We start from the raw sequence: 24215 nt of genomic DNA on the forward strand, positions 1-24215 counted from the left end.
TTGTATAAAATTACCCGTTAAAAATTCATTCTATTATTCGAATTTTTCTTAGTTCCTATTTTAAATTTGAACATGTCAAAATCACCTCGTTTCATTCTATCGATATTACCGAATTTTTTATCAAAAGTAGCTTTGCGGATCAGTGTATAGTTTGTTCTCTCATAATCTTCATCCAATTCATTTTCATAGTCTTGGATTTGTTGTATATGTGCATCTCCTACTTTCCATACTCCGGGTAATTGATCTCCATACGTTTCTGCAAATTGCTGCATATGCCGTCCTCTTCTACGACTAAATGAATCCGCATCATCCTGAAATGTTTTTTGGTTTTTAAAAATATATACTCCTGTTATTTTTTCATCACTTTCCGTAACAACAACGCTCTTGTGATTTATTACTTTTTCAATATTTAAAAGCAACTGCTCCATATCTTCCTGAACTAACTCGTTTTCAGACCCCTTCTTTTTTAGACCGTCCTTCAGTATCTCTAGTTGTAGATTCAGTTTTGCCACATTTCGGTATAAGTTTTTACTTTTTATATCCATAACGCTATCAGGCTCCTCATTCTTCATTAATTCAAAGTTTGTTTGTATATAATCCGTAGAATCTATAAGAAATTGTTCTCCTTTTGCTCTCGCTTTTAGGTTGATATTTACGTTTTCGTGATCGTTTGTAAATTCATATAAAATTCCTGAAACCATTGACAATCTATCTAATATGAGTAAACTTGGCGAATCGCCATAATGATATTTATAGACAAAACGCTGATCTGTTTCCAGTTGATGTCTCAATTGATTTTCTTTCCAATATTGAATTTTAAGATACTCCTTTACATATTTCTCTTCTGCAGTTCTCCTTTTATCAGAACTCTTATGTTTTTCTCCTATAATATTTAGTTTATTAACATCAATTTCGGTATCAAATGCCTGTAATTGTAAAATACTTTGATTGGTATTATGGTTTTGATGAATGGTTTTTCCTCTGGGTTGCCAATGTTTTATTGCTTTAGCCCCCATCACATCAGCTTCTTTTTCTAACCCCACATCATCATTAATATTTACTTTACTCTTTAACTGTCTAGTAGGCTTTACCCTTCCTTGCTTTTGTTGTACGACATGCCAGGCTTCGTGCGGCAGGTGCTTTTCTTGTCCCGGTGCTATATGAATATCGGTGCCTTGTGCATAAGCGTGTGCATGCAATTGAGCTGGTTTGCTAGAGTTGTAATGTACTTTTACGTCATCCATACGATAGCCAGAGAGGTTTTCGATACCGGATTTTAGGGTATCGGGTAGTCCTGTGTGATTCGCTTTTCGCTGGATAGGATTATTATCAACACTACCCATAGCTGATTTTAGCTTACGTTGTATCGCGACAAAAGGTCGATTATCTAACATAGTAGCTTCGCCACCTGTACTGGATTCTTGTTGTACACGTTGTACCGTTTCTTTTTGTGGTTCTTGAATGCTTTCTTGTGGTGTTTTCATCATTTTCAATTCCTAATTAATCGTATTATCGCTACGTATTGGAAGTACCGTTTACAAATTCAGCCATAACAGTTAAATCGTAATATCCATAAGATCATACATGATTCTCATAAAGGTATCTTTTACCGTATTATTATTGGCTTCATCTAAAAACCTTGGATTATTTCCTTTCTCGCTTAGATTCGAACTTCCAAACATCCCGGTCTGTGGTTTGATTACTTCTCTCCCTACCCCCTGATTTATAACTGTTGCTCCCACATTTTTGATCCCTCCGATGCCATGCATAACAGATCCTTGAAAGAAATTTTGAAAACCGGCACCTTCTGTTTGTACAAAGGTTTTTCCTGTATAGGTCAATCCAAATAGGACATGTTCGCCTCTAAATCCTAACATTCTCGACGGCATATCCACGCCATATTGTGGAGGTGGATTTGGTACTCCTGCCGGTAAATTTGCAAAATTGGCAGCATTACCCGGATAGTGAGATGTTTCTCTATTCGCAGGTCTTCGGGTCATCATTGCCCCCGCAGTCCTGGCTTGAGAATTCGCATCCCAAAATCCACCACCGCCCATCATGGTGGTTGGGTAATTGACATGAGAAGATGTGTACCCTGCGAGATTATTTTTGGGGAGGGTAACATTAGCTGCATTCACTACAGCAAGCGGCTGTGCTAATGCTATGAGCCTTTGGTAGAATGTGCCATTATCATTAAATACAATATGTCCACCGCTCCAAAACTCGGGTAAAGCCGACATCCCAAAGACCCTATTTATTTTGGTTATCATCGCATTTAAAAGTGCGTAATGATGCGGGTGATTGTTTGCTTGGAGATAATTTAGAAGTGCATTCCCTCTTTGTACGGATCTATTCATCGGATCATAGATAGGTAGGTAATTTCCATGAGTATCCACAGCAGGGGTTTTTCCATCTCGATCGAGACCCATGGCGCGCATAAGCAACCTCATAATATTAATAGTAATTCCACCTCTGTTATAATCTTGTATAATATCCTGACTACTAGTGTATTGCTGTGCTGGATTTAATGCTACACCGTTTTGGCTTCTATCTGTTTTTCCGACACACATGCTTCGAATGGTATTGGCGTGTCTTACCGTTCTTTGTACCGGTACCTTGTTTCCGATTGTTGAAAAATTGGGTACTGCTTTTCGCTGTATGGATAGCCCTTGATTTTTGACCGGTGTTCTTGCCATACGATCCACATGTTGCTCTCGGGTGGTATCGATAGCATACCCATTCACAAAGTGGTTTCCTTTTGGAGTACCATGTAGGGTATTATCTATGGCATGCGCCACTTCATGTTTTATATTATAATCAGTATCCTTACCTGGAGCAAAATGAATATTATTTGCTTGTATGGTGGCTTCTGCATTAAGTTGATTCGGAAATGATGAATTATGTGTTGCTTTTAAGGTAGAAGTATCAACACCATACTGTTGTCCCATTTGTGAAGCTATTTGCTGAAAACGTAATGAACCTTTGGGTTTCTCGAAACTAATATTACCACCTTTCTCAGTACTATCCATTCCTGATCTTAGTTTTCTTTGATCGATAGAAGAGGTACGGTTATCTTTTAATTGAGCCGTACCTCCGTTACTAGCTTCAGTAGAAACTATCGGGGTAATCGAGTGCTGTGATTCTTGCGTATTCTCTTTTTGTGTTTTCATAATCCTTTGACTTTTTATAAATAATTCATAGCGACACATTGTCCATAAAGACTATTAAATGTAGAACAATATAAACTCTATTATATCTGGATCGGTCATTTCTTTTTTATTGGTTGTGTTACGCTTAAGCCTAGCTTTCTAACTTTGCTTTCGTTTTTTATAGATGATTAGCAGTGGCATTCCCCACCGTCTGAAGCATCGTAAGGTCCTGATCTTTTAAGCTAATTAGAGCGTTGATTATGGGTCCGACTGTCATACTGGTATTAATGGCTGCTCTGATATCTACTGCGGTGATAATCCATTGACGCATTGGTATATTTAATGTATTGTTAAACCCTAATCCCCGAACAAGCACTGTAAGGTTACCGTTACCTAAATTATCCACATTACTATGCTGTATGGTAGCGCTCACAAAGGGCACTAATTTTATTTTTGTTCCATTGATACGCCAACCTACCACGCCTCTTCCAGCTGCGGTGATATCACTATCCAACGCTACCGTACCTATCTCTTTGATTACTGTGGTTGATGCGCCCTTTTTTCTTACATTCCTTAAATTAAGGGCACCTCTACGATCCACCTTTGTTTTTTCGCGATAGGTTCGGTAGGTGCCATTCTCTGCTGTAGCTTCTAGGGTAACGCCCCTTGCGTCTTCTGCAGTTACTTCTATGCTCGAATTGTTAATTCGTATACGTTGGGCAGTACGTTGTCTTTTTCTTGAGTTCGGGTATCGAGTTGGATTGGGATTCATCCAGTTTCCATAAATAAATAGTTCTCCACTATCAATTTGGATATTTGACCCCAAACCTGCAAAGTTCCTTCTTGCCTGTCTAATGGTTGGTGGGGTCACTGTACCCATGCCCATCAAATAACCAACAGCACCCTGAAGCCAGCCTTTCCATAACGAAGGGTTTGCCAAATCGATTCGTACCCCTTGGAAATTCATTGAAACGGTGGTATCCAGATCCACCCGAACCTCATTTTGATCCGTATCCATGGTTTCTATATCGATTACGGCATGATCTAGGTTATTTGCGTCTGGCGCGATGGTAACATGAACATTCACACAATTCAGGACAAGATTATTACCTCCGATATCCTGCGTGATTGTCATTGCCGGAATCATGGTATCTTCTTCTCCCCGATCAACCTCGTTCGCTGCCTGCCAATCGCAGCCTAAAACGTTTCTCATGGTAGCTAGTATACCGCTCATACGCATTGATCGTCTCTGCAACACTTTTGCTCCCCCTTCATTTTCAGTGTTCTGTATATTGGTGTTTTCTGTGAGACTTGCATTTTTCGCTATGCGATCTACTACCTTTTCGCGGGTGGTATCTACACGTGTCCCATTTACGTGTTTATTCCCTTTGGGTGTACCATGTAATGTATTATCTATCGCATGGGCAACCTCATGACGTATATTATACTCAGTATCCATCCCCGGGGCAAAATCAATCTTATTGCCCTGAATCGTAGCCTCTGCATGTACCTGAGCCGGAAATGAAGAGTTATGAGTAGCTACTAAACCCGAAGTATCTACCCCATAGTTTTTTCCCATGGTTGCAGCTATTTGCTGAAAACGAGCAGAGCCCTTGGGTTGCTGTTTTTGCTGAACCAGGATCGTATTTGGTAATGTCGTTTGTATCTTGTCTTGTAATTTGCGTTGAACTACCGTGGTTGCACGATTATCTGTTAATTCGGCTATACCTCCATCACCAGGCTCTTTGGTAATTTTTTCAATACTAGCTTTATGAGATTCTTGAGTTTTATCTTTTTGTGTTTTCATATCAGTCCCATAATTGTATCTATTTATTCTTTGATTTTATGCTAAGGGAGCTTGTCGAAGCAAATTGTAGGTAAAAAAGCACTTTGACAAGCTCAGTGTGACTATCTAAATACTTTTACTTTGTACCTTAAAAGGTTCTCGATACAATCACCTTCCATTACACTTCAGGTGATCACTCGAACTGACGTTTTTCAACTTATAATTACTCCTTCTTTCTGTAACTCCTGTTTTATAGCTGTTTCCAGGTTTTGTTGAGAGATGGTTGCTTTTTCATGGGTTACTGCTTGCAGTGTACATTTACGTATCACGTTCATCATCAATCCACCAGAAATATCATAGTGTTCGGCAATATGCCATAAGTCTGCATTAGTATCTAATGGTAATTTATCTGCAAAAGATTGTTGCCATAATTGATAACGTTCGTCAACACCAGGCATTGTAAATTCAATCATGGATTGAAATCTTCTAGTAAATGCCTCATCTATGTTATCTTTCAAATTACTAGCAAGAATAACCACTCCTGGAAAATCTTCTATACGCTGAAGTAAATATCCAATCTCCTGATTTCCGTATCGATCATTAGCACTGCTTACCTGTGTACGCTGTCCGAATAATGAATCGGCCTCATCAAAAAACAAGATCCAATCGTGTTGTTGTGCCTGATCAAATACTTTTGCCAAGTTTTTTTCGGTTTCTCCTATGTATTTAGAAACCGTCATACTCAAGTCTATTTTATACACCTGTTTTCCTGTACTTTTTCCTAATAATGCGGCAGCCATACTTTTACCAGTTCCTGGTGGTCCGTAAAACAAACTTTTGTAGCCAGGTTTTAATCGCTTGCCGAGTTCTAGAGTTTCTAAAACTGTTTGCCCATGGGTTACCCAATCCCTGATTTCCTGTAAGCTACGTGCTGTAGATCTAGAGACGATGAGATCATGCCACGATAACTTTGTATGCAACTGTTGTGCAGGGAAATCAGGGCTATATACTGCTTGATAGGGTATTCCTGTTAGTATGGAGGCTACATATTCATTAGATACCATCCATATACTGCTTAGTAAAGGACTGTTTCCTTTAGTCGGTGTCGTACTGATCATTCCTTGTCGAATGCCTATAAAATACTGAGTAACCAATCCATGATATATCAATCGTTTTTGGAGGTCATCTCCTGCCAATAAAAACATCGCAGTTTCTGCGGTAGGTATTAATCCCAAATGCCCTTCTAATAATACTCCTCCAAACTCACTATATCTACGATCATAATCCTTGTTTTTAGTGAGTAGAATATCTAATACTTCGGGTTTTAGATGTGGTACTAATGCCAGAATTAGTAGCAGTCTTTCTGCAAATTTGAGTTTGTGTTCTTGGATAAAGTTGGTATAACTTCCTTCCTTACCCATTATATCTGGAGGAGTTAATTCTTCAACAGATTCATATGGTGTTTCCTGTTGGAAATGTAGTTCTAAGCGAGTTTGTAATACTAAACTTAACCATGCAAGTTCAGCTTGCAAAACTTGGGCATTACTACTATTTACGTTTGTAATAGTTTTATGATGATTTTTTGTTTCTATGATTGTTGATTTTTCCATATCTCTATTTTTTTATACTGTACTAAAGTTCTTCCTCGCCAATAGGACTTCGAGAACCTCAGCCCTCGTATTCGTATTTCATATTTCAATTATCATTATGATACTTCTTTTTTGCATTGCCCTCCACTTCGACAACGATTCGACAGCACTTCGACGGGCTCAGTGTGACAGCTCAGTGTTACAACAAAACCTCAAACCTCAAACCCAACATCTAATACCTCTACATCACAACCACTCTACTACCAAAATTTCTTGCATCCATGGTAACTTTATGGTATGAAATCCCCATGGTATTTTTTCTAATGTAATATCATGCGTTTCTCTTTTTACTTGCAATAACCAATGCCCATCTCTAGTTCTCAAAGAACCTTGTCTACACAAATAAGAAGCTCTAAATCCATCAGAAGATAGATTTTTCCATTTGGGTCCTTTTGCTATTACGGCAGTTACCAAACCTTCGGCTATTTCTTTTTCTTCAACTGATAATTCAATTGGCGATACTACCGTATCGATATCTAGACCGCATACAATTTTATTCAGTAGTAAATCACCTTCAAACAATTCTTCTTCTTTGGTATCACATAAATACTGTAATACACAAATTGCTTTGTTGCGAGCTGCTTCATCTATGAAATTCTTATACTTCATAATTCCTATATTCTCAAAAAAGCGTTCTAAAAATGGCCAGAACAATACTAATCCTGCATTTTGTATGGATATAAAATCCGTATCATCAAATGGTGAAGACAACTGTTCTGCTGCGATAGATTTTGGCTTTGATCCTAAATGTTTCAATTCCTTTTGTAATCCTTGTAAATGCAATGCTAAAGGCTTCAATAAATTATTGACATCTAGTTCTTCTATAGTTTTCTTAGAAGTATTGCTTACATCGGTAAGTAATGATTTCGTCTCTTTCAATATCTTTGTCGATAGCCGATCAAAAAAAGGATGATTTACCAAAGATGATACTTGCTTAAAAAACTCCTTTCCTATTGCATTTTGTGCATACAAGGCACTACAAGAATCCACTAATCTTTTGATCTGATAAGCATACCTACCATTATCTACTATAAGTTCTTCTTTCTCATCAATCCCCAGATCTAGAAGCACCTCTTTTGTACGTTCTTTTAGGAATGCGAAATCGGTAGTAGCTACAGAATATTTTAAGAAAGCTGTTTTCCAAAAGCTATTGATTATTTTCTTCCTTTCTAGAGTATATTTCTTCTGAATGTTATCAAGAATACTGTTTTGAATCCTCAGTATCTGAGGAGATGAAAGGTTAGTAAGCAGTTTAAAAGAAGCTAATAATTGATCTTCTGTACTTACATATACAAAGCGTTGTAGGTAGGTAGGGTTCCAAGGCAACTCTTTTAACAATCTAATAAATGTGCTACTTGGTTGTTCTAATAATAGTGCTAATTGCTCGTGAAAATCATTTTTGTTTCCTTGTTTTGACCACCAAGGTAATACGCCTGTCTTTAGATAATGAATGATAGCTCTTAGTGGTGTTTCTTCATGAGTGTTATCACTGTTTTGTTTTTCTAAAACTACATTTGCTCGTTGATATGCTATGAGTTCTTCCTGTAATTTTTCGATAAAAGCAGTTTCGAAATTTTGCAAAGACACATTCCCCAAATCCAATGTTAGTCGATCAATCTGAAGTGATGATTCTGATACATTCGCTTGGCTAAGCACACGATCCAGCACAGTCGTCAATTGATTTCTACACAACGAACTCAATTTATGCTGTATCTTCGATGCATCCGAATGTTTCGGCACATGAATTTCTAAAATCTGTTTATTAACTATGTGTTTTTGCTGTAGCATAATCCGGTCTTTTATCCGTTTTGAATTTCAGTAAGGAAACGATGATACGCTTGGTCAAATTCTTGCATCTCTTCCTGATCCAACCATTGAATATTGGTTCTGATATGCACAGGTGTTTCTTCTCGAATGGTTAAAGCGATGAATTTTTTGAAATCATCATCCTGATATCTTTCTATCCATGAAGGAAGCATAAACGTGAGCTGCAAAGAATACGGATCCTGTGGAGTATTATTGGACATCCATCGTCCTGTTTCCTCTTCCTCAGTAAAAGGCACATCGATTTCAAAACCATTGTTGGATATCGAAATAATGGTATGCGTTCCATTATAATGAGTGGTTTTGGTAATCTCTACAAGGTCACCAACTTGTAAAGAATGTGATCCTATGTGACAAAAAGTATGGTTTGCATTTGTAGATGCCTTAAAACTATGTACCACAGCTGAGCGTAAGTAATATCGTATATCGTGCGTACGCTTCCAAACCGCTCCTGATTCTGATTCCTGAAAAGGTGCTTTGATCTCAAAAAAGTCATCACCAACTGCCAATACAGTATGGATACCATTATAACTATCATTGTTGGTAATTTCTACTTCTTCTCCTGGTAGCACATCATGATCACCGATGACACATCGTGTAAACTCATCTGTGATAGCAGCTTCAAATGTTGTAATTGGTGATGTACCGTAACTCGCTACAAAAGGATAGGGATAGGATTTTCTAGATCGCAACAAAATATGTTCTACCATATGTAAACCTGCGGTTTCCCCATTCCCGAGATTTCTACGACTGTAATCCTCGATCCCTATCTTTAAAGAAATTCTTTTTTCTAACCCAGAGACATTTTTGGTATCCCAAAGATCACTTTTGATATCATATCCTTTTGCTTTGCAGCCACTAACCGCAGGATATTCCTTTAAAAATCGTGCTTTGTCTTTAATCAATTTTTTATCCGAAGTATCCTGATTATCAGCAGTATCTTTTAATACCATTCCGTAAGAGGTAAACTTCTCGGCAAATCGAGCTAACAAATGATTCAAGAATTTGTTTTTTCTTAATAATCCTGTATTGGTATCAGCAGTCATTTCCTCTAGATAAGAAGTATAACTCTCTGGACTGTCTAGCAACTCTGAAATTCCAGGAACACAATCCAACAAATTTTGATTAAAATATGTACTGGTATCGTCCCCATCAAAACTCATTAGTTTTTTAAAATTTGCTAACTGAGAAAAATAATTAGCAAGGGTTTGCTCAAAAAACAATAAATATCCACTCAATTGTTTTGCTTGTGCTTTTCTGGTAGCAGAAGCAGCATCAGGTAATCCTATTTCTCCGATACCATAATTCATCGGAAATTGATTCTGAATCGGATAGTATTGATCTAATAATGGTGCATCGGATGTAGGTAGAACGATGTCTTTTTCTATTAAAGATCCTAATCTAGAGATTTCCTCTGTTCTTTTTTGATTATATAGTTGTTTGATTCGTTCTGCGTCAACACTTACAGTAAGCCCTTTGGAAGTAAAGGATAATTGCGATAGGGTACCATCAACATCTAGAATAGGTGTTTTGGAAGTATCTAATGGTAAGAGCCAATTTTTTATCGTATTGGTTCCTGTAGCAAGTGCCAGTTTATCGATAACCAAAATACCCGGTTGATCCATAATTTCTTTAATCACATCCGAGGTTTGAATTTCCTCTTTCCGATAGGCTTTGGCGATATCTTGATCTTCCATAAAGCCATGATGTAATCGAGGACCATCAAAAATTTCATCCGTTGTTTTACCTTTTTCTAGTTGTTGTTGCAAGGTGTAAAAAGGAATACGTGGCGAAAAATGGGTACCAACACGATGTAACATATTTGCTATAAGCTCATGGATATCGTCTACGTTATCAGCAATTTCGATTACACCTTGTAATCGTACTCCTTGCGTATCCAATAGTTTAATTTCTTCAAAATCTTCACCAATAGAACGACAGCTATATAATTTTTCTCGAACGGCAGTTATGATCTTACTACCAGGAATATCAAATAATCCATCTTTTTCTATAAACACACGAAACAGTCCTTTGGGAATACTTGGTACAAGTTCATTAGCATTTTTAGGAACTACTTTTTCTACCCATGCATTCTTAACTCCTTCTATATCAATCACCATCTTACGAATATCCATAAGGGTCACCGGATTTGTAGTCAAAATGGTTGCTGGGCCGCACAAACTCTTGTGGTTATTCCCTATCAAATCCTGGATATCATATTCCATACGATAGGCAAGGTCTGTAACAGCGTAGCATACTTGTTCTAAAATTGTAATACCAGGATCATGGATATTATGATCGGTCCAGGTATCTGCCGCCATTTTTTGGATCAATTGCATTCCTTCTGCTCTTAGGAATTCATAGCTCAACGCGTTGTCTTGTGGTAATTCTCTAGGTATGGTGATGGTATCTGTCATTGTAAAAGGTAATTGTTGTTCGTATTCTCCAAAATGATATATTTATAAATGTGGCTTTTGAAATGATTATAATTTCATGATGTATGCCAGAACGAAATATGGAGGTCGGTTTTCATGAGGTTGATTTTTTCCAGTAGGTTGTATATCTGCTTTGGCAGTATTAATAGAAATATCTGTTTTATTCTTCTGAATTGTTCCAAAATTATTTAAAGCAAACTCTTTACCAGCACCAGGATTATTATCCATTGTATCAGTAGTATCCCTACCAGTAAACCTAACCAATCCATTAAAACTTCCATGATTATGATTATGACCAGGATCCGTTATATTATGTTTATGCCCTTTATCTAAATGGGTATGAGTTGGCATTTGTGCTTCAGTAAGGGTTACTTCTTTTGCCCCTCCTTTTTCACCAATTTGGTATTCTGGATTATTCTTTTCCATTCCTACGATAAATCTTCCTGATAAGTCAGGAGTGTTATTAGTTCCATCACACAATACCCAACCTTTGGGAATATCTTGTCCGGACCACATAGAAATGAGACCTTTTGGCAAGCGTGTATCTACATACGTCTTTACCGCTTTCTGTGTCGCAAGTTTATCATGAGAAGTTGTAGTATTATCCAGCTCTTCATTATCCGAAATATTAGATGCCTTCAGGTTTCCTTCTACTTGCAATGTTCCTTTTACAGCAACTCCTTCTTTTTTAGAAACCTTAAAAATCGTAGTGTGGGTATTGGTGGTATCAGTTATAGAAATTAACGGAGCTGTATCTTTCCCTTCCACTGTTAGTTTAGCTGCCGGTTCTATGGTTCCTATACCAACATTTCCTTCTCCTGACTTAATAAATAGTCTACTTTGCCCTGTAGTATCTTTGATATTAAAACCAGGTTGATTGCTATTGGGTGCATCAGAATTTACTCTGGGATTTAGATTAATAGACCATTGTGGATTATCATCAGAAAAACTCTCATATAGATCCAACACTTCTTGTGTACCCACTCGCTCTCCTTCTGCTTGTACAGATAATGGGTTTCCTTGTACTTTTGCGACACCATCTTCTGCTTGATTCAACACAGCTTCTATAAAATCTGCAAACTCCTCTTGTGTAGGCTTGTCATTAATCTTAAAAAACCCTTTAAGTTCTGTTCTATTTTTTTTATTGATTTCCACTTCTTCTAATTTTTTTAGGATGTTAAATCTTCTGTAATTGCTACAATCTTTTCTTTTTGGTTTATAATTTCATGATATATGCCAATGCGAAATACGGTGGACGGTTTTCATGAGGTTGATTGCTTCCAGTCTTATTGGTATTAAATGAATGTCTATGCTTACCTGCAGGTTGGGTAGTTCTGGTGAATGCTTTATAATAATCATTAGAACTTCCTGTACCAGATCCATCTCCTCGTTTAGCTGCCCCCGTAAAATTATGTGCGTGTTCGCCAGCTTCTCCAGTAGTTCCTGAATGACTATGTGATGGTAATTGGCCTGTTGTTAGAGTAACTTCTTCTTTTCCTCCTGTTTTTCCAATCTGATATTCTGAATTTCCTTTGTCAAATCCTACAATAAACCTCCCTGATAAGTTTGGAGTACCTTGCTGTCCATCACACAATGCCCACCCCACAGGAATACTACTAATATTTCCGGACCATATCACAATTACTCCTTTTGGCATCCTTGTATCTACATAACTTTTTACTGCCATTTGGGTAGGAATCCTATCATGGCTAGCTCCTTCTTTATCTAAATCTGTACTTGTAGAAATATTCTCTGCCTTCAATTTTTTTACTGTCATATCTCCTTGAACTGATACTGCCCCTTTAATAGCAGTTCCCCCATCTGCTAGAATCTCTAGCTTTCTAGTAGTAGGATCACTATTCGTTGATTTTCCAAATACTCTTAGAGTGGTAGTTCCTACTTCAATCTTTGCAGAATCTTTATGCTCATTCGTATTATTACCTCCAAAAAGAAGCGTGTTTTCAGAAATTTGCATTGCATCGATAGGTTTGTTAGAAGTAGCATTTCCTTTAACCGTAAGAGGAGCCACAGGTTCGATGGTACCAATCCCAACAGTACCTTCTCCAGATTTTATAAACAAACGACTCTGTCCTGTTGCGTCTTTGATATTAAATCCAGATTGATTGCTTGATGGTTCTTCAGCGTTTACCCTTGGGTTTAAGTTTATAGACCATTGCGGATTATCATCAGTGAAATTTTCATAGAGATCTACAATCTCTTGTGTACCTATTCGCTCTCCTTCGGCTTGTATAGACAATGGATTCCCTTGTACTTTCGCAATCCCATCTTCAGCTTGATTAATGCTAGCTTCTATAAAATCTGAAAACTCTTCTTGAGTAGGTTTATCATTAATCTTAAAGTATTCCTTGAGTTCTGTTCTGTTTCTTTTATTGATTTCCATAAGACTGTATTTTATTACTTTGGTTTTAAGATTTTATTTCACAATAAAGTCTTTACTGATTTCCATATAATTAATTCCTTCAAAGCTATCTTCTTCGAATCCATTTTCGTTAACTACATAGACTTCATGTATTTGGGCAGCTACCATAATCATGTCGGGTTGCGAGGGCGTTACGATAGATTTTCCGTCATTCAGACTTCGTACATCGGTAAATGTCTTTCCGTCTTCACTTTGAAATAATTTTAGGTTTGCTACATAATCGATATACGGACGTTCTGCAATGAAGTTGATAATCATACTAGCATGAAGCGATCCTCCGATTTGAATTTCGCTATCCTCTCCATATGCCCAAGGAGACATGAATCGTTTGATTTCTTCTATTAACTTGTCTTTATAAAAAACTTCATCATATCCAGGATAAAATTTCACAACACATTCTGTAGAAACTTGTAAATAAGAAGGATTCGAAACGGATATCTCGGCATAAGTTGGAGCCAGATTTTCTAGATAAGAGTTGATCTTAAGAAGTGTATCCGCTGCTACTTTTGGAGCAAAAGGATTGAATGGCAATTTTCCTTTAATATCTGGAACTACAATCACATCTACTCCTCCAATACGATCCAAAGCTGGAAGACATTTCGTTTTATAAATTTCTGGGAACTTATGTAATATCATATGTTCATAATCCCACATGGTAAGCGCTCTATTTTTGTGCCGTAAACGTTCACTGATCCGCTTATATAAAGCATCTCCTTTTTCTACCGGTTTCCCCTTACTAGATGTAAAAGGTTGTGAAATTTTTACTATTTCAGGTATTTGGTTGAGTTCTTCGGTAATCGTATCTACTGGCAATGGATTTTCGAAATGCGCTGGTGCTACTGTTTCACTAGCAAGTGTAGCGCTAATCACCTGACTCCGAATATCAATAGTATCAGATACTCCTTCAATATTTTTGAACGCACTTATCTTCATCCAATGTAAATCAGATGGCATTAACGTACCACCTTGGGTAGCATCTTCGGGTATTCTAATTTTTACAATTCCTGTATTTAGTAATCCATTGGTACCATCCTGTAACAGATTAGAAGGTGCCAATGTTATCCATTCATTATTTCGCAGATAACTCCATTGTACTACTGGTTTTTCTATTTCAGGATCCGCACTCCCTTCTGCCATTTGAAATAAAATTGAAAGTACCTGTGGTGTATTTACCTCTTCAATTCCAAGATATAGTGAACCTTCGTCCTTATACGCAGGTATTAATGTACTTGTTGCTCCAGGAATTATATCATCATACCCAAATGGGTGTATATGAAATATCTTATTCGTAGTGCTATGCGTTGCTGTATTCGCTAGAATAGTATCACAAGACGTATATGAAATTCCTAGTTTTTTAAGCTTAGGCTGATATGGCGGATTGATCTTTAGACTTTTTATTTCTGCCTTATCCGATATTGCTTGTTTGACAGACAAGGTATTAAATACCGAATGCTGAAAGTTTATTGGAGTCAATTCTATTCTAAAATAGCGATCCCAAAGCAATGCTTCTTCATCATCTGTCTGTATTCCGAAACGTTCCTTATATTGATAATCTGGACTAGTATTTTTTATCCTTGTAGGAATATCATCAATGGATATACTATTTTCTTTATTAAAAAGCGGAAAACCTTCTGTTACCTCATTACCTTGTTCATCTTCAATCTTGGTAGAAAGTAACAGTTCTGCATTGCGATCATGTAAAAATACATCTGCCTTAAAATCATGATCATTCTCAATGATAGCAGCATCAAAACCTAACTTTTGATCTATGAGTTCGGCCAATTGTTCATCATTTAGTGAAGCAAGTTCTTCCTCGGTATGGTCTGCCTGAATAAGCCAATAATTTTTATAATAATCCACAAAAGATGTTGGCTGCTTTATCCATTCTAAATGTAACTGTACATCTTGCAACCGTTTCTGTGATATTTCGTCATTAGCGATGTAAAAACTAGTTCCTATTTCGGGTTGAAAGCCAAAAGGTTCAAATGGTTTATTGGTATCAATTGTTCCTTCATCATTCTCTATAATACTATGTTGCATATCCTGAACATCTACTCGAATATGGGCTTTTTGTAATGCCACATCTACTAAATGTTGATAGCTACTTCGTATCCTGTTTTGATCATCTTCCTCTTCTATTGAAGACTGTAATGTACAGACCATAACAGGATAATCTGACGCTATAAAAGAGGAAGAAGATGGAAATGAAATGATAGGTAAATCATTATCCTGAAGCTTAATTTGGATTCTCAGCGCATTTAGGTATACTTGATCCTTGCTGTATTTTTGCGTGTTTTCTACAGGTGTTTCTAATACTCCAACCTCTTTAATTTCTACAATTTTCACATCCTTAAAGGCTACAATCTCATAAATTTTTTGAGAGGCATCCACGATGTAATCGCCTATATCGGTTACAGTAAAATTAGTAGTATCTAATCGGGTAATGGTTTGATCCTTTATTTCAACGTTTAGATTATTCTCTGATGAACTGCCTACATAATTCCCTAAAGAATACTGAACCGCATCTGGCATAAACCATTGCTCTGCACTACTTAAATAGGTTTGAAAAGGATCTTTTCTATCAAAAACAGCTCGTAAATCTTTTATTTTTTGGCTGCTAAGATTTAAATCTAGAAATACTTCAATAGTACGTTTTCCGTCTTTGAGTAATAAAGTTGGAGAACTAATCGCAAATCCAATCTCTGATGGTTTTAAGGAATTATCTGCAATAGCAGTTAGTCTATCCCCAAAAGTTTTGAACCTTTTACTTTCTTCTTCCTCATCATATTGACTAAAAAGAAAATCCTTGACGTTAGCAGTATCATAAATATCAGATAATTGTTCTGTTTCTGGAGAAGGAATTACTACAGAACGCAGCTGACGTTCAGAAAATTCTAAAATACGATATACTTTATTTTTATCTTCTTCGGAAATAGTACTATCACTATTAGTTTGCATAACATGAATAAAATCTTGTTTTCTCAACAATAATTCTACTTCCACATATTCTAATGCTTGTTCAGAGTTCTCATTTGAGGCCTGTAAATCTTGAAGTACTTTTTCTAAAGATGTTGTTTCTCCGTTGTATAAAGGCAAAGAATCTCCTGGGTTTGGATTCCCATACACCTTCTTTAACATGACATCAAATCCATTGGTATTGTGTAATTCTTTTAAATCTTGTTGTCTCCGATGAATAATTTTTCTTTCGTACGTCTTTTCTAATAGTTCGTACTCAGGTACCCAATCTATAGGAATACCTTCTTTGTCTTGTAGATGCTTTAAAAAAATACGATCAAATTCATCTCTTTCTAAAAACAAGGCTTCTTTTACATAAGCAAGTGCCTCAGCATTCTCGTTGTTTACCGCTTCCTCTAATTGAAAAAGATCTTCTATCTGTAATGCTTCTGGAAAATCTGGTAATGCGTCACCAGGATTTGGATGCCCTAATGCCATTTCCATCATATCTACAAAAGCAGCATCTTTGCTTTTTCTTCGCTCCTGATGTACATTTCGGATAGTTCGTACTTGCTTGGATACAAAAACACTTTTTAATTGTGTAATTTGGGCTTTGCTAATCACCGTATCTTCATTGGTTACATACTGTAATTCGTTTCCTTCAGCATCTTCTCCTGCTTGTAATATGGTTCCTTTTTCTACTTCGAGATATTGAGTATTCTCTTCTAATTCTAAAAGTACATTCACCACATCTGGAACTGCCTGTTTTGGGTCTAATTGTAGATACTTTCTGTAGTAAAAATCGAGATGTTTTTCGGTAAGTCCATTCATTTTAGACTTTACATGATTCATTAACTTAAGAAAGGTGATAAACAACACTACATGAGGCTTGGATAATTTTGCCTTCTTTTCGGTGTTATTGTAAAACAGCTCTGGGTTTTCTACATATGCTGCTAGTTCTCTTGCCCATTGTTTTTGTTGTATTTTTCTCCCTTCTAGAGAGTTTTGATTAAATATATTGGGATCATCTATAAGAAATGATTCCCAAGTACCCGTAGGTCTGTTTTGTTCATCAAAAAACTGAAGCTCTTTGGCTAACCGCTGTGCTTCTGTAATCAATTCTTCTAAACTACGCCCTTCGATAGCTACATAATCAGTGCTCAGAGCATCCGAATTGCGATCGTTCTGACTGGTTCCATCTCTAAGAAGTATGTTATCTATATTTTGAATCGTATTCATCTCTTTTTACAACTTTTAGGTTATTTAGATTTTAAGTAGCTTTAATTTTCGCATTTGAGGGAACTAGTTTTCCTTGTCCAGGATACATTGGTAAAGGATCCGGTGTATTTGCTGGAGGTGGCTGTTTTGCTGGAGAAGTAACTTTAAACTCCGCTATAAAAATGCTACCCTTTATGATAATGCTTTTGTTTCCACTTTTACTTTTGGTTGTTAATTGATCTGGACCTAATTTTTTAATGGTTAATGTACCCTGACCAGGAATCACAAATGGAGGTGCTACATACGAACAGTTTTTAACTTCCACTTTAGATTCGTCTCCTGCCACACATACTTTTTTACCTTTTACAGTCGTTTTTCCTGAAGCTGTTATCTTACCTGGTTGTACACTAACAACCGCACTTCCAAAAGCTGGTAAAAAATTAACTGTATCTCCATCTATCACTATTAGATCCATTTTTCATTTAGTTTTAATAAGTATCGATTTTATTATAAATCAAATGCCACGCTAGAGGCTTCATTGATATAGAATGGATAGATAAGATTAAATCGATTATTTGTTGCTCTTACCATATAATCTATATCGATATGTACTACGCCATTTTCGGGATCTACATCTGTTATAGCAACATTATTCACCTCAATTCTTGGTTCGTATAATAGCACGGCACGAGATACCATATCACTTAACTCATTGGCAAATTTCTCATCCAATTCTTCAAACAAAAATTGCGTAAGATCACACCCAAAATCCGGGTGCATGATTCGTTCCTTTAGCGATGTGGATAACAAAATCTGAAGACTTTGCTTGATATCTTCTTCTCCTGAGGTAAGTTTGACCTCAGCACCTCCAATTCCAAAAGCAGGAGGAAATGACCATCCGTTTCCTAAAAATTTATTATTCATAGCTCTTATATTAAATCCACTTTTTTTCCTTTTACTTTTACTTTTCCTTTAGCATTGATATCAAAGTCTCCAGCAGCCTCTATTGAAAAATCCTTATTACTAATTATTTTAATACCATCTTTACCCATTAGAATACTATTACCATGAGCATCTTCTAATGTGATTGTTTTCTCCTTCTGATTGATAGCTAATTGCTGCTCATTGGACTGGTCTTTATCCGCTGTAGATAGTGTTATTACTTCTTTTTCCTCATCAAAAAGCAATTGATAATTAGACTTGGTAAAAATCCCTTTGTATTTGTTTTTTTTCTTTTCGGTATGTGGTGCTTTGTGGCTGTGCATAGCTCCTAAAACAACTGCTTGTCTGGGATCATCATTTAAAAAACCAATCACTACACGGTCTCCTTTTTCTGGAGGAAAGAAAATTCCATGATCTACTCCAGCGTCTAATGTGGTATACATAGCTAATACTTCGGTAGCTTTAGCTTCTTGATCAAAAGCTGGTATATGTACTTTAATTAGAAATCCGTGTTTCGAATCTTCTACATGTTCCAATACTGTTCCTACTTGTAATCCATTTACACCCGGTAATAAACCAGCAGCTTTTGTATCTATAATATCAGATTGCGAACTAAACCAGTTGGCATCCATTCCTATTTGTAGATAAGTATACCATCCAGACCCCATTACAAATCCATGTCGAACTCCAGTAATGATATGTTCTCCATTAAATCGACTTACATTTTCGATTTTCAGCGTCTGACCTACTTTTACTTTTCCATTTCCATTAATCCTAATGGTTCCTTGTACCAGAGACAGTCTTGACTTTACAAGTTGTGCATCTGACCAAGATTGCAATTCTAATGGATCTGTAGGTACAGCATGCACCAAGTTTGTTTCTTTAGCTCCAACTGCATCTGACAATTGTGAGGTTTTGTAATCAATACTAGTTAATAATTGCTCTTTACCTTTTTTGGGAATACTAAGTGCTAATTCATTCTTTTTTGTATCCAAACCAAATGAATGTACTTTCTCATATTGATGACGACTACTAATTTTTAGATCAAAATGGGCCAGATCTATCCCAAAGGTTAGGGTATGATCGGTACTACCAATTTGTGGCGTAAAAACAGAAACCTCTCCATTATCAACTTGTACTAATTGCCCATTCGCTTCTGCTCTTGATACTATAAAATCCCAATCCGAAACATAGTACTGTACCATCTGTGGATGTGCCAAAGAAGTATTTTCAATATTCTTAGCTTTTACATCTCTGTAGGTACTGATAATGTCTTTTATAAGTTTGCTATCCGTTTTATTCTGAAACACTTTGTTTTTTCGTAAAGTGGTCATTTTTATAGACGGATCGCAAAGCTCTATCGTAAGTACTGATTGGTATTGTGAGCGTTCGATTTCCTGATTGATCACAATACCTTCAAAAATCTTCGTCTCGTTTGTATTATTTCCTTCGTACCGCAAAAAGATTTCAATTTCAGCTCCTGGTATAAAAGCATTACTTTCTAGGGTGGTAAACTTTTGATTTGCTACACAACCATCAGATAGCTTAAGTTCAGCTAAAGGTATTTTGTTAAACTCTTTGCTCGTATCTATCGACAATAATTCATACGATCCTAATGGCAGGATCTTACCGTTACTTTTAATCGTACTTGTTACTACAGTTGATGACATCTCTTATTTTTCTATTGGTGGGAAATAAATTTCTTGACCTGGTGTTAGATTTCTAAAATCCGTTAGTTTATTTACACTTGCTACCAATGGATAATACATAGGAGAGCCATATATTTCCTGACACATTAATGGTAATTGATCCCCTGCTTTTACCATACGATAATGCGTAAGATCAGGAGATTGTAAATTCAACTTGGCTAATTGTGCTTTGGGTGTATCATCTCCAATGAAAGAAACATTGAGCTCGGCTCGCAAAGGATCTCCATTTCTTTCAAACAATGTGTAATTAATATCTAAGCTAGAAAGTCTACAATTAAACTTTAATGTTTTTCCCCAACTAAGAACTAAATAGCGCGGCTCATGAATTTTACCTTTTATTTCAGTAATGTCTTTTCGAAAATCATCTATTCTTTCTGCAACACTTTTTTGAGTTCCTCTTAACAATCTAAGTGCTATTTCAGCTCCATATTGATCTACATTGGTTCCATCAAAAATTAGACTCATACTCACTGTAGACGATCCGCTATGCATAAACTTAGCATCACTTTTATTCTGAGGATTACTTGCCTTATCGGTAAACTTATTTACAAAACTTCGCCTAACGGATTCGGGATTAAACATCACTTCTAATTCCTTCTTACCAGTGGTTCTTTCTTCATTATCAAAAGAAATAATGGTAAGCTTTTGTAGTTTAAAACTTAATTCACTTAATAATGCCATGATCTATCTAAGGGTTTTCTTTTTCAATATTTTTAGTACTTGATGCACGCATTCTTGTACTATATCACATTGCTCTTTTCCGGTATCCAAAGTTGGGCTACCTTTATCTGTCTGTGAAGCATCTGATATGATGGCTCGAATGACAATTTCTTTAATCTCTACTGCCATTTCTATAATCTTAAAATTTGAAATCGTGTATATGCCAACTCCATTGTATCGATGGCCACGGAATTGGATTGTGCATCCAAATCAGATACAGACCATTTTACTGGATATGCTTTTAGAAATAACCATCCACCAATCGGAATACCATTTTCGTTAAATAATGTGACTAGTACATTAGAAGGATTAAACTTAAAAAATGAAAATGTCGCATTGAATTCAGAAATCAGCGGAGAGCGCATCTGACCAAAACCAGGTAGACTAAGGCTATCTAAACCATCAGCTAAACTACTAGCTACAAAACCTCGCTCCAATACCAAATTGTTATAATTCATCTTTTTGGGTACGCGATGTGCGTGTAGGTTTTGTCCACCTTCATTTATCGTATCCAGTTGTACTTCGGTACTAATACCACTTACTTTCTGAAACCTAATATCTATCGGATTAGGAATAACGCCGCCTGATAGAAAGAATACTCCAAATCTATGTGATAATGAAGGCTCTTTATCTGCAAAATTGATTGCTCTTAAAACATCTAACATATGGTAACTCTTTAATTGTATTTTACTCGTAAGTCATGAGCTATTAAATCGAGACTCTCTATCGCTACTTCACTGGCGCTAGCGCTAAACGATGGAGCATCTAATTTGAAAGGTAATGCTCGGGAAACCTCCCAAACTACGATGCCCATCCCAGCTTCATCACAAAGCTCTATTCTAATGTCTTTCTTTTCACCAGATTTAATCCAGTCATATAAATCACTCCTACGTTTGATCAACCCTCTTTTTAAAGAAATATTAATCGGTTTTCTTTGGCTACGGATCAAATGATCACCTACTGCCCAACTAAAACCATGTCGATACAACACGTGATCATGGTCAATTTCTAAACCTGAAATCTCTGAGAACGACATGATTTCAACTCCGTTAATCGTTACCTGATAATTGTATACCGGTAACGGATAGGTTTCGCTAATTTTCTGTTTATCAATTGCCACAATACTTTGGTTTTTAAAATTTATATTGACTTATCATTCTGGTTTTATTTCCTAGAATAGAACTTGCGTAGTTTATGTACCCACTATGCTTCTTCCATAGTAACTCTGAATGCCATTAAATCCATAGATTCTATAGCTACATCATTAGAACTTGCATCAAAAGAAGGCGCAGTTAATTTGGTTGGAAAGGCATCAATAACTTTCCAGCTCACTACAGTACTACCTGTTTCATCTAAAAGATGCACTACGATATCTCGTTTATCTACCTGATTCAATTGTATATCATTGATCCAATCATAAAAGACAGGAATGCTCTTTCCTTTTACCAATCCTTTTTTCATAGATATATTTACGGGTTGGATCTGTCCTGGCATATACATAATATTCGGGCCTACTTTTCCTCCTGTAGCAAAGCTTTCTTTATATGTTGTTGTTTCGAAGGATAATTCTAAACCTGATACCTCCGAAAAACTTATAGATACTCCGTTGATATCTACCCTATAATTATAGGTGACTAAAGGGTAATCTGTCTTTATTTGTTCTTTAGTTAAAGCCATTGTTTTACTTTTTACTTGTTCATTAAATTTTCTACGCTAATTATGCTTCTTGTAGTTTATGAGAGAATTTCAGTATGATAAATTCTGCTGGACGCACAGCTGCTAGTCCAATTTCTACGATCATCTTTCCTTCCAAAATATCTTGTTGCGTCATGGTTTTTCCCAATCCGATATTTACAAAATATGCTTGTTCTTCGGTCGCTCCAGCTAATCCACCTTGTTGCCAAACTCCGTATAAAAAACTTTCGATCATCGCTTTCATCTTCAACCAAGTCACGGCATCATTAGATTCAAAAACTGCAAACTGAGATGCTTTTTTGGTAGACTCTTCTATCATATTGAATAACCTTCGTACTGGCACATATCGCCATTCGTTGTCATTTCCAGCTAGTGTACGAGCTCCCCAAATCATGGTTCCTTTTCCAACAAAACTTCGGATAGCATTAATAGATTTACCACTTGTAGCATCAACATTTAGTTTTTCCTGATCTTTAGAAGTGATTTTCGCAATAGGACCTATAACAGCATTTAAGCTTACGTTTGCTGGTGCTTTCCATACACCTCTTTCCCTATCTGTAGTAGCATATGCACCAGCTACTGCTGCACTTGGTGGTAAGGTGATGCGTTGTTTTGATACCTCACTGATAATTCTGCTATATAACTCAGAACGAGACTCCTTGAAAGTTGACAAACTAACAGATGCATTATCACCACCAGTAGTAATAAGATCAGTGGTTCCTGTAGAAGACTCTACAACGGCAGCTCCATCTAATAAAATAATATCAAAATCGCCTTTGTTTGAAAATGTATTCCATTCATTTATAATCTCGCTGGCAGGAGTTCCATCTCCAACATTCATGGTTAACACAGCATCAGCAATACTAAAAGAAGGTATGCTTCCCGATCCTTTGTTGATCTTAACTTTAGGAGCATCTTGCGAAGATCCATTGTATTCAACTCTAATCGCACCGGCTATTTCTAATTGTAGGGTTTCAGTTGCCGAAGAACCTGATACTTCTACAAGATCTTCTTCATAACGATAGGTAAGTGATGTTTGTAAATACGGAGTATAAGCGGCACCATATTTTAGATTATTTGTACCTATTCCATTTCTAAAAGATGTTCCATCTTCATCATCTTTTTTAATGTCAAAAATGCAAAATCTGTCTTTTAACTCTTGACATTGAGCTAAAGCACTTTGACATACTTCGTGATAATCAGGCGCATCTAATTTTGTTGCTTCGCCAAGCATAATCAAGGTAGGTTCGTCTTCCTTACTCAACGCCTCTAAACCATTTAAGAATGATTCTTTATCATGATCATCATTATGACTTCCTATGGATATGACATAACAATCACCACCACCATTTTTAAAGTATAAATCGATGGCATGATATAAAGTATGCTTCGGAGCTTCTACTTCTATATTTTCTACAGCATCATCATCCGAAATGCTTACCTTAAAAGATGCTGATTGTGCACCTCCAAAAGCCTCTTTAAACTCCAATAAAGTAGATACTCTAATGGCTTTGTTTGTAATATCTTTCCCATTTTTTACCGCTTTTTCCGTATATCCAATAAAAGCTGGTACCGCAGTAGAAACCTCTGCTACAGATTGTGGTAATAGAGGTACTTCCTCTGTATACACATCTGGTGTTAAAAATCTAGACATATTCTAATAGTTTTACATGTTTATACTAGGCTTTTCTAA

At 36.5% G+C, this 24215-nt stretch carries 18 protein-coding genes; all 18 read right to left on the reverse strand.

Annotated features, from left to right (window positions below):
- Window positions 1-17 precede the first annotated feature (17 nt).
- The 18 genes from ABD077_RS01510 to ABD077_RS01595 all read right to left on the reverse strand — a co-directional run bounded on the left by ABD077_RS01510 (window position 18) and on the right by ABD077_RS01595 (window position 24176).
- Window positions 18-1484, reverse strand: coding sequence for an eCIS core domain-containing protein (locus tag ABD077_RS01510; protein ID WP_343909808.1), 1467 nt, complete (start codon window positions 1482-1484; stop codon window positions 18-20).
- A gap of 72 nt (window positions 1485-1556) precedes the next feature.
- The gene (locus ABD077_RS01515) at window positions 1557-3170 is read right to left on the reverse strand and encodes a hypothetical protein (RefSeq protein WP_343909810.1); all 1614 of its coding nucleotides are present in this window, start codon (window positions 3168-3170) and stop codon (window positions 1557-1559) included.
- Between the two features lie 157 nt (window positions 3171-3327).
- Window positions 3328-4383 (reverse strand): hypothetical protein, encoded by a 1056-nt coding sequence (locus ABD077_RS01520; protein ID WP_343909812.1) that lies wholly within the window; start codon window positions 4381-4383, stop codon window positions 3328-3330.
- 764 nt (window positions 4384-5147) lie between these two features.
- The gene (locus tag ABD077_RS01525; protein ID WP_343909814.1) at window positions 5148-6545 is read right to left on the reverse strand and encodes an ATP-binding protein; all 1398 of its coding nucleotides are present in this window, start codon (window positions 6543-6545) and stop codon (window positions 5148-5150) included.
- A 225-nt stretch (window positions 6546-6770) separates the two neighbouring features.
- The gene (locus tag ABD077_RS01530) at window positions 6771-8372 is read right to left on the reverse strand and encodes a contractile injection system tape measure protein (protein ID WP_343909816.1); all 1602 of its coding nucleotides are present in this window, start codon (window positions 8370-8372) and stop codon (window positions 6771-6773) included.
- 11 nt (window positions 8373-8383) lie between these two features.
- Complete coding sequence (locus ABD077_RS01535) at window positions 8384-10825, reverse strand: hypothetical protein (RefSeq protein ID WP_343909818.1); 2442 nt, start codon at window positions 10823-10825, stop codon at window positions 8384-8386.
- A gap of 66 nt (window positions 10826-10891) precedes the next feature.
- Window positions 10892-11998 carry a hypothetical protein gene (locus ABD077_RS01540; RefSeq protein ID WP_343909820.1) on the reverse strand — a complete coding sequence of 369 codons (1107 nt, stop codon included), beginning with the start codon at window positions 11996-11998 and terminating at the stop codon, window positions 10892-10894.
- A gap of 61 nt (window positions 11999-12059) precedes the next feature.
- Entirely contained in the window at window positions 12060-13244 is a 1185-nt protein-coding gene (locus ABD077_RS01545) for a phage baseplate protein (protein WP_343909821.1), read from the reverse strand.
- Window positions 13245-13277: 33 nt separating this feature from the next.
- Window positions 13278-17477, reverse strand: coding sequence for a baseplate J/gp47 family protein (locus ABD077_RS01550; RefSeq protein ID WP_343909823.1), 4200 nt, complete (start codon window positions 17475-17477; stop codon window positions 13278-13280).
- 31 nt (window positions 17478-17508) lie between these two features.
- Window positions 17509-17931, reverse strand: coding sequence for a hypothetical protein (locus tag ABD077_RS01555; protein ID WP_299897932.1), 423 nt, complete (start codon window positions 17929-17931; stop codon window positions 17509-17511).
- 32 nt (window positions 17932-17963) lie between these two features.
- Entirely contained in the window at window positions 17964-18380 is a 417-nt protein-coding gene (locus ABD077_RS01560; RefSeq protein WP_343909826.1) for a GPW/gp25 family protein, read from the reverse strand.
- 5 nt (window positions 18381-18385) lie between these two features.
- Complete coding sequence (vgrG, locus tag ABD077_RS01565; protein WP_343909828.1) at window positions 18386-20068, reverse strand: type VI secretion system tip protein VgrG; 1683 nt, start codon at window positions 20066-20068, stop codon at window positions 18386-18388.
- Between the two features lie 3 nt (window positions 20069-20071).
- Window positions 20072-20788 (reverse strand): CIS tube protein, encoded by a 717-nt coding sequence (locus tag ABD077_RS01570; protein WP_343909830.1) that lies wholly within the window; start codon window positions 20786-20788, stop codon window positions 20072-20074.
- 3 nt (window positions 20789-20791) lie between these two features.
- A complete protein-coding gene (locus tag ABD077_RS01575; RefSeq protein WP_343909832.1) occupies window positions 20792-20956 on the reverse strand; it encodes a DUF5908 family protein in 165 nt (54 codons plus the stop codon).
- A gap of 2 nt (window positions 20957-20958) precedes the next feature.
- Window positions 20959-21492: a phage tail protein gene (locus ABD077_RS01580; RefSeq protein ID WP_299605205.1), complete on the reverse strand. Its 534-nt coding sequence runs from the start codon at window positions 21490-21492 to the stop codon at window positions 20959-20961.
- 11 nt (window positions 21493-21503) lie between these two features.
- Complete coding sequence (locus ABD077_RS01585) at window positions 21504-21947, reverse strand: phage tail protein (protein ID WP_343909836.1); 444 nt, start codon at window positions 21945-21947, stop codon at window positions 21504-21506.
- 83 nt (window positions 21948-22030) lie between these two features.
- On the reverse strand, window positions 22031-22504 hold the full coding sequence (locus ABD077_RS01590) for a phage tail protein (protein WP_108805100.1): 474 nt from the start codon (window positions 22502-22504) through the stop codon (window positions 22031-22033).
- A 40-nt stretch (window positions 22505-22544) separates the two neighbouring features.
- A complete protein-coding gene (locus tag ABD077_RS01595; protein WP_343909840.1) occupies window positions 22545-24176 on the reverse strand; it encodes a phage tail sheath family protein in 1632 nt (543 codons plus the stop codon).
- Window positions 24177-24215 lie beyond the last annotated feature (39 nt).

This window comes from Aquimarina litoralis, assembly GCF_039523995.1.
In the GTDB taxonomy this organism is placed as follows: domain Bacteria; phylum Bacteroidota; class Bacteroidia; order Flavobacteriales; family Flavobacteriaceae; genus Aquimarina; species Aquimarina litoralis.

Excerpts from the sequence above, each read along its gene's own strand:
- ABD077_RS01510 (WP_343909808.1), bottom strand. The coding sequence starts at position 1,484 with ATGAAAACACCACAAGAAAGCATTCAAGAACCACAAAAAGAAACGGTA.
- ABD077_RS01515 (WP_343909810.1), bottom strand. The coding sequence starts at position 3,170 with ATGAAAACACAAAAAGAGAATACGCAAGAATCACAGCACTCGATTACC.
- ABD077_RS01520 (WP_343909812.1), bottom strand. The coding sequence starts at position 4,383 with ATGAGCGGTATACTAGCTACCATGAGAAACGTTTTAGGCTGCGATTGG.
- ABD077_RS01525 (WP_343909814.1), bottom strand. The coding sequence starts at position 6,545 with ATGGAAAAATCAACAATCATAGAAACAAAAAATCATCATAAAACTATT.
- ABD077_RS01530 (WP_343909816.1), bottom strand. The coding sequence starts at position 8,372 with ATGCTACAGCAAAAACACATAGTTAATAAACAGATTTTAGAAATTCAT.
- ABD077_RS01535 (WP_343909818.1), bottom strand. The coding sequence starts at position 10,825 with ATGACAGATACCATCACCATACCTAGAGAATTACCACAAGACAACGCG.
- ABD077_RS01545 (WP_343909821.1), bottom strand. The coding sequence starts at position 13,244 with ATGGAAATCAATAAAAGAAACAGAACAGAACTCAAGGAATACTTTAAG.
- ABD077_RS01550 (WP_343909823.1), bottom strand. The coding sequence starts at position 17,477 with ATGAATACGATTCAAAATATAGATAACATACTTCTTAGAGATGGAACC.
- ABD077_RS01555 (WP_299897932.1), bottom strand. The coding sequence starts at position 17,931 with ATGGATCTAATAGTGATAGATGGAGATACAGTTAATTTTTTACCAGCT.
- ABD077_RS01560 (WP_343909826.1), bottom strand. The coding sequence starts at position 18,380 with ATGAATAATAAATTTTTAGGAAACGGATGGTCATTTCCTCCTGCTTTT.
- vgrG (WP_343909828.1), bottom strand. The coding sequence starts at position 20,068 with ATGTCATCAACTGTAGTAACAAGTACGATTAAAAGTAACGGTAAGATC.
- ABD077_RS01570 (WP_343909830.1), bottom strand. The coding sequence starts at position 20,788 with ATGGCATTATTAAGTGAATTAAGTTTTAAACTACAAAAGCTTACCATT.
- ABD077_RS01575 (WP_343909832.1), bottom strand. The coding sequence starts at position 20,956 with ATGGCAGTAGAGATTAAAGAAATTGTCATTCGAGCCATCATATCAGAT.
- ABD077_RS01580 (WP_299605205.1), bottom strand. The coding sequence starts at position 21,492 with ATGTTAGATGTTTTAAGAGCAATCAATTTTGCAGATAAAGAGCCTTCA.
- ABD077_RS01590 (WP_108805100.1), bottom strand. The coding sequence starts at position 22,504 with ATGGCTTTAACTAAAGAACAAATAAAGACAGATTACCCTTTAGTCACC.
- ABD077_RS01595 (WP_343909840.1), bottom strand. The coding sequence starts at position 24,176 with ATGTCTAGATTTTTAACACCAGATGTGTATACAGAGGAAGTACCTCTA.